At 40.2% G+C, this 14,098-nt stretch carries 10 protein-coding genes; 5 read left to right on the top strand and 5 right to left on the bottom strand.

What is annotated here, in order from left to right; translation table 11 throughout:
• Positions 1-281 precede the first annotated feature (281 nt).
• The 3 genes from C0V77_RS13800 (at position 282) to C0V77_RS13790 (ending at position 6,991) form a co-directional block, all read left to right on the top strand.
• Positions 282-3,536 (top strand): TonB-dependent receptor, encoded by a 3,255-nt coding sequence (locus C0V77_RS13800; protein WP_101726928.1) that lies wholly within the window; start codon positions 282-284, stop codon positions 3,534-3,536.
• Positions 3,537-3,564: 28 nt separating this feature from the next.
• Complete coding sequence (locus C0V77_RS13795; protein WP_101726927.1) at positions 3,565-5,334, top strand: RagB/SusD family nutrient uptake outer membrane protein; 1,770 nt, start codon at positions 3,565-3,567, stop codon at positions 5,332-5,334.
• Positions 5,335-5,464: 130 nt separating this feature from the next.
• Positions 5,465-6,991 carry a c-type cytochrome domain-containing protein gene (locus tag C0V77_RS13790; RefSeq protein WP_101726926.1) on the top strand — a complete coding sequence of 509 codons (1,527 nt, stop codon included), beginning with the start codon at positions 5,465-5,467 and terminating at the stop codon, positions 6,989-6,991.
• A 9-nt stretch (positions 6,992-7,000) separates the two neighbouring features.
• Here the strand turns inward: C0V77_RS13790 and C0V77_RS13785 are convergent, their stop codons facing one another.
• Entirely contained in the window at positions 7,001-8,563 is a 1,563-nt protein-coding gene (locus C0V77_RS13785) for a GH3 auxin-responsive promoter family protein (protein WP_101726925.1), read from the bottom strand.
• A gap of 107 nt (positions 8,564-8,670) precedes the next feature.
• Positions 8,671-9,438 carry a 5'/3'-nucleotidase SurE gene (surE, locus tag C0V77_RS13780; protein WP_101726924.1) on the bottom strand — a complete coding sequence of 256 codons (768 nt, stop codon included), beginning with the start codon at positions 9,436-9,438 and terminating at the stop codon, positions 8,671-8,673.
• 129 nt (positions 9,439-9,567) lie between these two features.
• Between surE and C0V77_RS13775 the strand changes: the two genes are divergently transcribed.
• Entirely contained in the window at positions 9,568-10,077 is a 510-nt protein-coding gene (locus C0V77_RS13775; RefSeq protein WP_101726923.1) for a GNAT family N-acetyltransferase, read from the top strand.
• On the opposite strand, the gene C0V77_RS13770 is transcribed toward C0V77_RS13775, so the two are convergent.
• Positions 10,072-10,629, bottom strand: coding sequence for a YdeI family protein (locus C0V77_RS13770; RefSeq protein WP_101726922.1), 558 nt, complete (start codon positions 10,627-10,629; stop codon positions 10,072-10,074). The two genes, C0V77_RS13775 and C0V77_RS13770, sit on opposite strands and share 6 nt — an antisense overlap.
• A gap of 114 nt (positions 10,630-10,743) precedes the next feature.
• Entirely contained in the window at positions 10,744-11,778 is a 1,035-nt protein-coding gene (locus C0V77_RS13765; RefSeq protein ID WP_101726921.1) for a rhodanese-related sulfurtransferase, read from the bottom strand.
• Positions 11,779-11,912: 134 nt separating this feature from the next.
• On the opposite strand from C0V77_RS13765, the gene C0V77_RS13760 reads away from it, so the two are divergent.
• On the top strand, positions 11,913-12,554 hold the full coding sequence (locus tag C0V77_RS13760; RefSeq protein WP_101726920.1) for a deoxynucleoside kinase: 642 nt from the start codon (positions 11,913-11,915) through the stop codon (positions 12,552-12,554).
• Between the two features lie 15 nt (positions 12,555-12,569).
• On the opposite strand, the gene C0V77_RS13755 is transcribed toward C0V77_RS13760, so the two are convergent.
• The gene (locus C0V77_RS13755; RefSeq protein WP_101726919.1) at positions 12,570-14,042 is read right to left on the bottom strand and encodes an LptF/LptG family permease; all 1,473 of its coding nucleotides are present in this window, start codon (positions 14,040-14,042) and stop codon (positions 12,570-12,572) included.
• Positions 14,043-14,098: the final 56 nt, after the last annotated feature.

Genomic DNA, 14,098 nt, shown 5'->3' with positions numbered 1-14,098 from the left:
AAATATTTGTAAATCTGGCTTAAAACAACAATTTAAAACGTTTGCATAGAAAAAATAAAAATTTCTTGCTACAACTATTTTTATATTAACTCTTAATATAATACTATTGTAATGTTTTTAGTATTGCATTCAACCCTAACAGATTTCATCCTTCTTTTTCCAGACTAAACGGGCGTCTAAAAACCAATTATCCCTTAAACCTTGAAAATAAAGTTTGCTAAACTTTAGACTGAATCGTAATATTATTACGCTTTTTTATTAACCTAATTTTATATTTTTTCATGAAACAATCCTACTCTGTTTCTATCAGAGCGAGAGCTCTGATTATGCTGTTTTTTGTCCTCGGGACCTCTGCATTCGCCCAAAGAAAAATCACAGGAAAGGTTCTTGATGCTGAAGCCCAAATGGGTTTGCCGGGTGTAACGGTTCTCTTGAAGGGCGCTACGAAAGGTACATCAACTGACGCCAACGGTAATTTTACGTTGGATGTTCCGCAAAATGGCGGAACGCTTGTTTTCTCTTCTATAGGGTATGAAACCAAAGAAGAAGTAATCGGTAACCGCTCTGAGGTAAACGTTTCGTTAATGTCTGACACCAAGACACTTAACGAAGTTGTTGTAACGGGTTATGCTTCTCAGCGCAAGAAAGACATTACCGGTGCCGTAACTGTGGTAGGAGCAAAAGAACTAACCGCCACACCTACCGCCAGCGTAACACAAATGTTACAAGGTAGAGCCTCTGGTGTAACCGTTGGTAACGACAACTCTCCGGGTGGTGGTACCATGGTTCGTATCCGTGGTTTTGGTTCAGTTAACAACAACAGCCCTCTTTATGTAATTGACGGTGTGCCTACTCAAGGTACCCTGAACCAGATTAACCCGAACGATATTGAGTCAATGCAGGTATTGAAAGATGCATCTGCTGCATCAATCTACGGTGCTCGTGCAGCCAACGGGGTTGTGATTATCACTACCAAAAAAGGTAAACCAGGCGAGCCAAGTATCTCATTTGATTTTTATACAGGTACACAAAGGCCTGGTAAAATGCTTGATTTATTGAATACCAAAGAATTAGGCGAATACTTGTACCGTGCTGATGTTGGAGCAGGTAAAACACCTTGGATCACCTCACCATCAGTACAATACAAATTTGCACAGGATGGTACGCAAACTGTGGCCGATTATATTTACCCTAACGTTTATGGTTCTTTGCCTGCAGGTATTACTTATACCAATGACATTGCAGACCCTAACCTGGGTAAAACGGCTTTCAATATTACTAAAGCCAACAAAGAAGGTACTAACTGGCAGGATGTAATCTTTGATCCGGCTCCGATCTCAAATTACCAGGTTGGTGCAACGGGTGGTACTAACAATGCTAAATATGCGGTTTCGGCCAATTACTTCAAACAAGATGGTATTTTGAGATATACCAAATATGACAGATACTCGGTTAGAGCAAACACTGAATTGAAAAAAGGAAGATTTACTTTGGGTGAAAACCTTACGGTGTCTTATGATGAAAGACAAGGTATTACGAACAACGACGAGTCTAACCCGATTATGTTTGCTATCCGCGTTCACCCTATTATCCCTGTGTTTGATATTACCGGTGGCCCGGCTGCTTTGGGTGGTACTAACAGCTCGCCTTACAATGGTTTTGCAGGTAGTAAAGGTGTAAACCTTGGTAACGCGCCTAACCCATTGGCCAGATTGTATCGTGAAAAAGACAACATCACCAAAGGAACGCACATTTTCGGTAACGTATTTGCTGAGTTAGACCTTATCCCGGGTTTAAAAGCAAGAACAAGTTTAGGTTTGGAATATAACCAATACAACCGTTCAGAGTATTTTCACCGCGATATTGAAGCTGCTGAGGCAAGAGCCGCAAACAGCTTAAACGTTATCAATAACTATGACCGCTCGGTTACCTGGTTCAACACCTTAAACTATAACAAAGAAATTGGCTCTCATAGCTTCAATGTTCTGGTTGGTACTGAGGCCGTTACAACTTATGCGTTTGGTTTCCAGGCCAACAGAAGTGGTTTTGCATTTGACGATTTGGAGTATCGTTATCTTGACGCAGGTGCTGCAGCCGGTTTAAATAACTCAGGCGGTGGTGCTACTGTAAGTGCTTTGTTCTCTCAATTCGGCAAAGTAAACTATGCTTACAAAGATATTTACCTGGCTGACTTCACACTTCGTCGCGATGGTTCATCACGTTTCTCGGCAGCTAACAGGTATGGTATCTTCCCGGCGTTTTCAGTAGGCGTACGTTTGTCTGAATACGCATTCATGAAAGAGTTGAAATTCCTTAACGATATGAAAGTGCGCCTGGGCTGGGGTAAAACTGGTAACCAGTTGATACCTAACGTTTACAATGCCTATACACTTTATGCAGCAGACCCTATCAGAAATGCTTATGACATCAATGGTACGGGTTCATCAATTGTTGGTGGTTTTGACCTTGTTCAGTTTGGTAACCCTAACGGTAAGTGGGAAACAACAACTTCTACAAACATTGGTATCGATGCGGTGTTGTTTAATAGCAAACTTGAGTTTGTATTAGACCTTTACAAGCGTGTAACTTCTGATATGTTAACGCAGATTGCTATTCCAAGAACTGCAGGTACTGGTACTATACCTTATACCAACATTGGTGAGGTGCAAAACAAAGGTATTGACCTTGGCTTAAACTACCGTGATAAAATCGGCGACTTCCGTTACACAGTAGGTGTGAATTTCTCGCACTACAAAAACGAAGTTATTAAGCTGAATAATGACCCGAACGCTACCATATTTGGTTTTACTACGCGTCTTCCGGCAATTTCTGCCACCAAAGCGGGTTTACCAATTGCCAGCTATTATGGTTATATTGTTGATGGTGTAATTAAAGATGATGCTGAAGCAGCTGCTGCACCTAAATTTGGTTCGTATACAAGAGCCGGAACATTCAAGTTCAGAGATGTAAACGGTGACGGTGTAATTACCGCAGCCGACAGAACCATCATAGGTAACCCGCATCCTGACTTTACTTATGGTATCAATGTAAACCTGGGTTATAAAAACTGGGATCTGACCTTATTCGGACAAGGAAGTCAAGGTAACCAGATTTTCAACTACGTTAGATACTGGACAGACTTCAACACTTTCCAGGGAAACAGATCTAAAGATATGTTGTACAAATCATGGCAAAAACCAGGTGATGATGCTAAACTTCCTCGTTTGAACTCGAGTGATGCAACCAGCCAGCAGGTATCTTCTTACTTCCTTGAAGATGGTTCTTACCTACGTCTGAAAAACATTCAGTTAACCTACACGTTACCTACCAGCCTGATTAAAAAAGCTGGTTTAGGCAGTGCTCAGGTTTATGTACAAGGACAAAACCTCTTTACAATTACCAAGTACACTGGTCTTGACCCAGATATTAACCTAAGAAGATCTGGTAATGACAACCAGGATATCCACATGGGTATTGACGAAGGTGCTTACCCTGTTGCGAAATCATACCTGGTTGGTCTTCGTTTAGGATTCTAATTATCATTAATTACATTGACAAAAAAGAATGAAAAAAACATTAATTATAGCATTATTAGTCGTAACAAACTTTGCTTGTTCTGACTCGTTCTTCGACCTGAAGCCGCAAGGACGTGCTTCTCAAAGTCAGTTGAAGACCAAAAATGGAGTAAACGCTCTTTTAATTGGGGTTTATTCTTTGCTTGACGGTGTAGGTTCTGGTAATACCGGACGTACATCAACTGTATCAAACTACGTGTATGGTGGGGTAGCTTCTGATGATGCCGTAAAAGGTACTGATGCCGGTGACCAACCTGAGCAATCGTTTATTGAGCAATACAACTGGTTGGCAGATAACACTTATTTTCTTGGAAAATGGTGGGGTATGTATGATGGTGTTGCCAGAGCAAATGATGTAATACAGGTAGTTGCCAGCCCGGATATCAGGGATATGACTGACGCTGAAAAAACGCAGGTGGTGGCAGAGGCTCGTTTCCTGAGAGGTTTCTACCATTTTGAATGTAAAAAAATGTGGAATAACGTTCCGTACATTGATGAGAAAATCTACAATGCTGCGGATCCAAACTCAACAAAAATACCTAATACGGAAGATATCTGGCCAAAAATTGAAGCTGACTTCGCATTTGCTGCGCAAAACCTTCCTACTGTTCAATCTCAAAAAGGTAGAGCAAGCCAATGGGCTGCAAAAGCAATGTTGGCCAAAGCGTATTTGTTCCAGAAAAAATGGGCGCCTGCTAAAGCATTGTTGGAGGATATCCTGAAAAACTCTGGTAAAAAATTAATGACTAACTATCATGATAATTACAGAAACATTTACAATAATAACGCTGAATCAATCTTTGAGGTTCAGTTCTCTGTAAATGATGGTACTAACGGTGATAACGGTAACGTGGGTGACAACCTGAACTGGCCATACTCTTCAACTGCACCGGGTAGAGGTTGCTGCGGATTTTATCAGCCTTCACATAACCTGGTAAATGCTTTTAAAACTGACGCGAATGGCTTGCCATTAATTGGCAACTCTGCTGATGGTACGCAGGATACTTACAACCAGGTTGACCTACCAAACGACCAGGGTATCAGTGCAAGTACTGCTTTCACGCTTGATAAATCGATTCCGGTTGACCCAAGACTTGACTGGACAGTTGGTCGCAGAGGTGTTAACTTCCTTGACTGGGGCCCGATGCCAGGTTCTACCTGGGTGCGTGACCAGACTTATGCGGGGCCGTTCATTGGTAAAAAATGGATGTATTACCTGGCTGATGAAAACAGCTCGACGCACTCAACCAACAAACGTGCAGTTAACAATAACTTCAGAGTTGTTAAATTGTCTTCGGTAATTTTGTGGCTTGCTGAATGCGAAGTTGAACTAGGCAACCTTGGTGCTGCTGAAGGTTATGTTAATCAGATTCGTAACCGTGCAAAAAATGGTTCAGTACAAGATGCAACCGTAAATTACAAAGTTGAGCCTTATGCTGCCGGTACATTTGCCAGCAAAGGTGCAGACTTTGCAAGAAATGCAGTTCGTATGGAAACTCGTCTTGAGTTTGCCATGGAAGGCCACCGTTTCTTTGACCTTGTTCGTTGGGGAATTGCAGATAAAGTGTTGAACAAATATGCACAGGAAGAAGCGCTTCCAGGTAAAGAGCCATCAGGAAGAACTTTCACCAAACGTGGTTATATGGCAGGCAAAGTATTTACTGCTCCTAAAAATAACTACTTCCCGCTGCCACAGGATGAAATCCTTAACAGCCAGAAAGACGGAAAAGCTGTATTAGTTCAGAATCCGGGATATTAATCTCCTGAAATATAGATTTTTTAAAATAGCCAAAGCCGCGTGCTTTGGCTATTTTTTATTGGTTTAATTTATTAACTTTGGGTTATGCTGTTACCACGAACAGTTGTTTCAACCTTATCATTATTAGTTAATGGCACTCCTTACCGTTTCTGATTGGGCTGCTTTTTTTGGCCGGTTTCATCCATTACTTGTACATTTGCCTATTGGCTTTCTGCTTATTGCGGGTGTCTTTGAGTTACTTAAGATTACCGGCCGGTTAAGTATAAGCCTAGAAGTAATGCAAAGCATTCTATTGCTGTCGGCCATAGGGGCAACAATGGCTTGTGTGGCCGGATACTTTCTTTCGCTGGAAGGAGGCTATGAAGCAGATATGCTTGAAGAACATAAAATGCAGGGAATATGGCTGGCTGTATTTTGCTGGCTGGCCTGGCTGGCAAAAAACAGATGGGTAAATGAAAGGGTGGGGCTTAGCAGCATTTTGTATCTTCCGGCTTTGGTATTATCATTATTACTTATGATTGCTGCCGGGCATCATGGCGGTAACCTGACACATGGCGAAACGTATCTGACTGAAAACACACCACAACCCATGAGAGGCTGGTTGGGTATGCCAGACAAAAAAGAACGTGTGCAAGAAAATGAGGAGAAGAAATCAAAAATCAAAAACATCCAGGAGGCACTGGTGTATCAGGATATCATCAAACCTATTTTTAAGCAAAAGTGTGAGTCTTGCCATAATGCCAATAAAATGAAAGGAGACTTGAGAATGGATGAAATTGAGCTGCTTAAAAAAGGAGGAAAGCACGGTAATATTTTTGTGGAAGGTAATACAGATAAGAGTGAGTTTATAAAGAGAATAATCTTGCCGGAGTCGGATGATGACCACATGCCTCCCAAAGGTAAAACCCAGATTACAGAAGATGAGCTGGCGCTACTAAAATGGTGGATAGAACAGGGAGCGACTTTTGATAAGAGGGTGCGGGAAGTGCAGACCCCTGAAACCATAAAACCTATTCTGGCTAAGCTAGGCTCTGGCGCGGGTGGTGCTTCATCGGCAGATAAAGTGCCTCAGGATAAATTTGAGGTAGAAGATAAACTTCTTAACGAGAGCGTTGATAAATTAGATGAGGGCTCTGCACAAGCGATAAAAAAGACCGGGGCTTTGATTCTGCCTTTTGCCCAGAATAACAATTACCTAGAGATAAGTTTTATCAACAAACCAAAACTGACTGATAATGAAGTATCTGTAATTACAAAAGCAAAAGACCAGACCCTGTGGCTAAAACTGAGTAACACCCAGATAACAGACATAGCCCTTGCCGAAGTTGCGAAGCTGACTAAACTTACAAGACTACATCTTGAAAACACCAAAGTGACTGACAATGGGCTGTATCAGCTCAACCCCTTGACAAGTCTGGAATATTTAAATCTCACGGGCAATAAAATAAGCGATTCGGGACTAAAAAATCTTAAAACCCTTATAAATCTGAAGAAGCTATACCTTTGGAAAACAGAAGTTACCCCAAAAGGTGCTGAAGAACTAAGAAAAAGCCTGCCAAAACTGCAAATTGAGTTGGGTATGACAGAAGCGCAAATTGCTGATTTTTTGAAAGCAAAACCAAATGAAGTAAGTGACGATTTATATAAGAAAAAATAAAGGTTGGAGTTAAACTCCAACCTTCGGATAATTCTTGTTCACAAACTCTTCCCAATCTTCTAACTGCTTGCCTTTCAATACTCTAGGAAATTTGTGCTGCCCACCTTCTTTTCCTTTTTGTTTCATCCATTCATAAAATGCACTGGTAGGTAATACACGTAAAAATACATTCTTTAATGCATGGCCTCGTTCAACGGCGTAGTCGTCGTTCAACTCGCAAAGTTTTTTATCTATCAGTTCGCAAAGTAAAATTTCGTCAACTTTGCTATCGGTTGCAACATACCATTGATGGGCAAACAAAGGTGGGTGCTTCACACCAATTACTGTAAACTCACGTACATCAATGTCCATTTCTTTTGACACCAACTCTATGGCGTTGTTCATGTTATCAACAGAAAGGTGCTCACCACACAAACTGAGAAAATGCTTTGTTCGGCCCGTAATTTTAATTTCGGCTCTGGCTTTGTTGGTAAACTTAACGGTGTCGCCAATCAGGTATCGCCAGGCACCGGCGCAGGTTGAAATCAGAAGGGCATAATCAACATCTTCTTGTACCTGATGTACCATTAACGTTTCGGGTTTATCAACCACGTTGCCGTCTTCATCAAAATTATTTTCGTTAAACGGAATAAACTCAAAAAATATACCCTGGTTCAAAACAAGGCGCAGGTGGCCGTCGGGTCTGTCCTGGTAAGCCAGAAACCCTTCAGAGGCCATATAGGTTTCTATATAAATTACAGGTTTACCAAACAATTTTTCAAGACCTTGCTTGTAGGGTTCAAGAGAAACACCACCCCAGGCAAAAGCTGTAAGGTTGGGCCAAAGCTCATGAATATTTTTAAGATTATAACGCTTGATGATTTTTTCGAGCAATATCGTATGCCAGGCGGGTACCCCGGCCAGAAAACCAATATCCCAATACTTTGCATTTTCGGTAATTTCTTCCAGTTTGTTGGCCCAGTTTTTTTCGGCGGCAATTTTCTGGCCCGGCTTATAGAAATTCTGAAACCAGAATGGGAGCGTACCAGTGGTTATTCCGCTCAGGTCGCCTTCATAATGAGAATCTACTTCATTAAGAGCCGTGCTGCCACCCAACATTAGGTAACCTTTTTCGTAAATGTTTGAAGGAAGCTCATTATAATGGCCCAAGGCAATAATCTGATTGATACTAGTGCGCTGAATAGCCTTTATCATTTCTTTGGTTACGGGTATGGCTTTAGAGGCCGCGTCTGAAGTACCCGAACTTAAAGCAAAATATTTTACTCTACCCGGCCAGCACACATTTTTTTCACCATTACGGGCTTTGTGCCACCATTCGGCATAAATTTTATTGTAGTCGTAGATCGGAACAGATTCCTGAAACTTGGCGTAAAACTCATTACCTTTTTCAAAAATAGCGGTGCTCAGAATCTCTTCAAAATTGTATTTCTCGCCGAACTGAGTATATCTGGCTTTGGCAATTAACTTTGTAAAGGCCTTTTTTTGCCATTTCTGAGGTTTTACCTTTCTTATTTTTTGTATTGTACTTGTAAACTTTATACTTCCTTTTAATAAACTTCCTAAGACTGCCATAATAATAAAGTTAGTAGTTGAAGTGTAAACAGAGGCAATTATTATCTATTTCAGAAAGATTTTTTTTAAAACAGGTTAACAAACCCTAAATCACCCAATCATTTTATCTAAAGCTTCCACTTTTTCAATGTTTTGATTTCCGGGTACGCTGTGCGGTCATATTGTACCGGCACAATGGCTGCATAATTATTCTCCATAGCCCAGATATCCGTATCCTGGCTGTCTGGTTCTCTATTCACAAAATCGCCACCCATCCAGAAGTAAGGTCTGCCATATAAGTCGGTGCGGGCATCAAATTCTTCGCGCCAGTAGCCGTTGGTTTGTCTGCAAATTTTAACGCCTTTAATTGGCTCATCAGATTTTGCCGGAAAATTTACATTGAGTGCGGTATGTGGAGGAACGCCATTTTTTAAAGATTTTTCAACAATTTTTTTCAATAAACGTTTCGTGTGGCTAAAATCTGCATCATAGCGGAAATCATTTAAAGAAAAGCCAATGGCCGGAATACCCTCAATTGACGCTTCCACCGCAGCCGACATGGTGCCTGAATAAAGCACAGAAACGGAGGCGTTCATGCCATGGTTAATGCCGCTCACTACCAGGTCTATTTTTTTTCCTTTCAGAAAATGATGCTTGGCCAGTTTAACGCAATCGGCCGGAGTACCAGAACACTCGTAGGCTTCAACTCCTTCAAAAATCTTTGATTTTTTTATATGTATAGTACTGTCAACTGTTATTGCATGGCCCATTCCTGAATTGGGGCTGTCTGGCGCTACCACAAACACATCGCCGATTTTCTTTACTATATCAATTAAAACAGAAATCCCTTTTGATGTTATACCGTCATCATTGGTTACTAAAATAAGTGGTTTCATATAGTCTTGTTAATATCACGCTCACGGGTACCCCAAATAAAGGTGCCTTTAGTTGAATGCAATTTTTATGCAAATTAACAAAATGTTATGTAAGCAGAGTTTATATTTGCAAAGAAAATTATCCAAAGTATGAACCTTACCTACCGATTTGCCGATACTGCAGATGTTGCCCTGATTCGTGAAATTGCTGAAAAAACCTGGTTTGAAACTTATGTACCTATTTTGGGCAAGGAGCAACCCCAATACATGTTTGATTTAATTTACAGCATTGAAGGTCTTACAGAACAACTAAAAGATGGCCAGGTTTTTATTTTACAGTTATTGGCTGGTGATACCGGGCAGCAAATACCAGTTGCCTTTGCTTCTTATTCTATAAAAGATATTTCTTTAAAAATTTATAAGCTAAACAAAATATACCTGAACCCTGATTACCAGGGAGGCGGCCTTGGTAAAAAGCTACTGGCACAAGTTGAGAATGAGGTAAAAAGAATAGGAGGGGTTTGGCTCGATTTGAATGTAAACCGTTTCAACAAAGCCAGATTTTTTTACGAGAAAATGGGCTTTGAAATTATTGCAGAAGAAGATATTCCTATTGGCAATTATTTTATGAACGATTATGTAATGCGCAAAAAGCTATAATCGTTCATTTTTTGCGCAGGCATTTATTAGTTTTTCAAGTCTGGAGCCTTGCGTTGTTTTTTGCTTGGCGCTTACTACCCAACGTGTCATTAGCTTTTTGTAATAGGGTGGCTGGCTCTGAAAAAACGCCCAGGCTGGTGGGTTTTGCTTAAAAATCACCTCCATTTCAGCAGTAAAAAAAGCTTCTTCAACTTGTTCATACGTGTAGACATGAGACTTGTGTTCTTTTCTTTTGTGGTAGGCCTTTAGGCCGGCCGATTTCACCAGGCCTTTCGGAATCATTTCTTCCATTTTATTTATATTCACTGTACTCCAGTTACTACCCGGCTTACGAGGCGTAAATCTGATGCAATAGCTTTCATGGTCTACCGAACGGCGCACACCATCAATCCAGCCAAAACAAAGAGCCTGATCTACAGATTCAGACCACGTGAGGCTTGGCTTGCCTGAATTAACTTTATAAAAGCCAACAATCAGTTCGCTTTCTTTCTCGTGGTTTACTTCCAGCCAATCCTTGAAATCTAACTGATGGGCGAAAAATTTAATATCCATAATTGTAATGCAGATGCTTAGTAAGTACTAAATATAAAAAAACAGCCCCGAAACCAGACAGAATTTAATGGAAAATTCTTTGTTTTTTTCGGGGCTGCAGATATTTAAGAAGGCTTACAAGCCCAGTTCTTCTACAATATGTAAATTTTTGGTGTTTTTCCGGGTTCTGAGTGCTATTTCGGGTTTATAGCCCTCTACTGTTTTGGCATAGTAACCGGTACCGTTATAGATGCGTTTTCTTGGATTCTCCTTGCAGGCCACTGAGCAGGCACCTTCCATTTCCCAGCCACATTTTTCACAAATTGCCACGTGCTCGTTGCAATCGGGATTAGCACAGTTAACCATGCGGTCGCACTCAGTGCCACAAATATGGCATTTAGATATCACAACCGGATTCACCTTATTGACATCCGTAGTAAGGCGGTTATCAAATACATAACATTTGCCATCAAAATTTTCTCCGCCTTCTTCCAGCCCATATTTGATAATGCCGCCATGCAGCTGATAAACATCAGTAAAACCCTGAGATAACAGATAAGCACTGGCCTTTTCGCATTTAATGCCTCCTGTGCAGTAGGTTATTACCTTTTTATTTTTGAGGTGTTCAATTTCATGCACGTGGTCGGGTAATTCACGCAGGTTCTCCATATCAAAGGTTATTGCACCTTTAAATTTACCCACAGAATGCTCGTAGTTTGAACGCATATCTACAAGCACCACATCCGGGTCATTCTTGATAATTTCCTTAAACTCATCAGGTTCAAGGTGTTTACCTGTTTGCTCTAATGGGTTAACCGGAAGTTCAGAGTGTACAATTTCTTTTTTTATTCTTACATATAATTTAGTAAAGGCATGTGTTTCGTGGTTTTCTACCTTAAAATCAACCTTTGCAAATCTTGGGTCTGCTTTTACCCAGCTCATGTATTTGTTACAATCTTCAACCAGGCCTGAAACCGTTCCGTTTAATCCTTCCGGGGCAATCACAATTCTACCCAGAATATTGTTTTCGATACAGAACTGGTGGTGTATATCACGATACTCAACCACGTTTTCAATGGGAGCGTATATATAATAGAGTAAAACTGAATATTTACCCTTTGGCGTATGATTCGCCGGAATAGTTTGATCGTTTAATTCTTTTGTGTTCATAAGTAATTCAATATTTCAAGGCGTAGACTTGATTTGAATGCTGCAAAATTACAAAAGTTATTTTTGATGTTCTATGATTTTAGTCATTTTAGCGTTTATTTTGAAAAATTATCTGAATTTTAATTATTATATAAATGCATATTGCGATTACCGGGAATATCGGGGCAGGAAAAACAACGCTGGCCACTAAGCTGGCCGAACACTACGGATGGGATGTATTATTTGAAGCTGTTGAGGGCAACCCATACCTGCCGCCTTTTTATGAAGATATGGAGAAGTGGTCGTTTCATTTGCAGATATATTTTCTGAACAGCCGGTTTGAGCAGGTATTGAAAATCAAGAAGCTAACCGAAGATAAAACCATTGTGCAAGATAGGTCCATTTATGAAGATGCCTATATTTTTGCTCGCAATTTATACGAATCCGGCAAGTTTAACGAAACGGATTATCAAACATACACTGGTTTATTTAATACTATTACTCAGGCGATTTCTCACCCAGATCTGATGATTTATTTACGTGCCGATTTACCAAAACTACAAAGGCAGATTTTGAAACGTAACCGTGATTTTGAAAGAAACATAGACCCGGAATACCTGATAAGCCTTAACAAACTCTATGAAGATTTTGTAAATCTGTACACTCACGGAAAGCTTTTGATAATAGATGTGAATAACCTTGATTTTGCCGAAAACGAGAGCGATTTTATGGGCATAATTGACCAGATAGATAAAAACATTAATCTGGGTACTCAGTTGGAAATCAAACCTTTATGATAAAAAAAGCCTGAATCAAGCAGAATGGATGGATGCCTTCCGTCTGAATCTGGTTTTGAAATAAGTTTTTGCTTTATCAATGTAAATATCATAGATGTCGCTGTCAAACAAACGGGCATCGTTGGTGGCCTTGTATAAAAAGTAGATACCAAAGAGAAGTAATATTAAGTCGGGCATCCAGACCCCGATAATTACGTAAACAATGCTTTCTTTTGCATATTTGTCTCCGAGCTGCATCAATACATACATTAATATAAAGAAAGTGATGGATATCAGCACTGGCATTCCGAAGCCACCTTTTTTGATAATTGAACCAAGCGACGAGCCAATCAGGAACATTACAAAGCAGGCAAATGCCATTGTAAACTTGTGCCAACGCTCAACATCGGCCTTATTGGCGTCTTTTGTTTTACTTTTCCAGATATCCAGATTGGTTTTGTAGTGGTCCTGTACGCTTTTGGCCTGGTTAAAAGCCGACTCAAACACTTCAAGCACCTTGGTTGAGTCATTCTGGGGTTTCATTCTTTCATCAATCCATTTACCGGCCAGTATCACCTTTTTATGCGTAGTGTCTTTATATATACGTTTTAAATGATGGTTGTAGTATTGGTCCATCGTAGCCAGTTGAACCCTGTTGGTGGTTTCTATTTCTTTATGAATTGAATCTACCTGTTGCGCAAGGCCCTTCACATCTTTCATGAACTCGTGGTATTTGAACTGAGATTCGTCTGTTCTTTTCATACCAAAAGACTCCAGTGGAAAAACCAGCCGGTTTTTCTTGAATGAGTTTTTTACAAACTGCGTTTCGTTATTGCTACCACTCTGGGCATTCTTATAGTCCATGTAATTGGTACCATTAAAGAGCTCAAAAACCAGATAATTGTTATTGAGCATGGTGTACATTTTGCCAGAATCTGCAATGGTAACATTAATGTTGCCCTCGTTGCTGGTATGGTTATAGATGGTTATGCCCTTCAGGGTTTTGCCATCCGGAAACTTCTCCTGCACTTTTATTTTATAACCTGGTAGCTCGCCATAAAAAATACCTTCTTTAATATTTAAGGTTACTTTGGTGGTTTTAACGTCATACAATAAACTATAGCCCTTAAGATTGGCCCACGGAGCCACCGTATTATTGAACCAGAACGAAAATATACTCACACCAAAGGCAAATACAAGCGTTGGAAAAAGCACCCGCCAGATAGGAATACCCGATGCCTTAATGGCTGTAAGCTCTGAGTGCTCGCCCAGATTACCAAAACACATTAAAGAGGCAAGCAATGTTGCCAATGGTAATGATATAGGAACAGTTATGAGAGAGAAATAAACAAAAAGTTTCAGGAAAACGTCATAACCGAGGTCTTTACCCACAAAATCGTTGAAGTAAAGCATCAGGAAACGCATTAAAAAAATAAAAACTACCACGCAGGTAGTTAATATAAATGGTCCGATAAAAGACTTTATTACTAAAGAATCTATTTTCTTCATTAAAGAAATAAACAATTGCCTGCGCAAAATTCGTCATTGAATTTTGTTTACACAAG

The organism is Emticicia sp. TH156, assembly GCF_002855535.1.
In the GTDB taxonomy this organism is placed as follows: domain Bacteria; phylum Bacteroidota; class Bacteroidia; order Cytophagales; family Spirosomataceae; genus Emticicia; species Emticicia fluvialis.
This window is presented reverse-complemented; position numbering and strand designations above follow the sequence as displayed.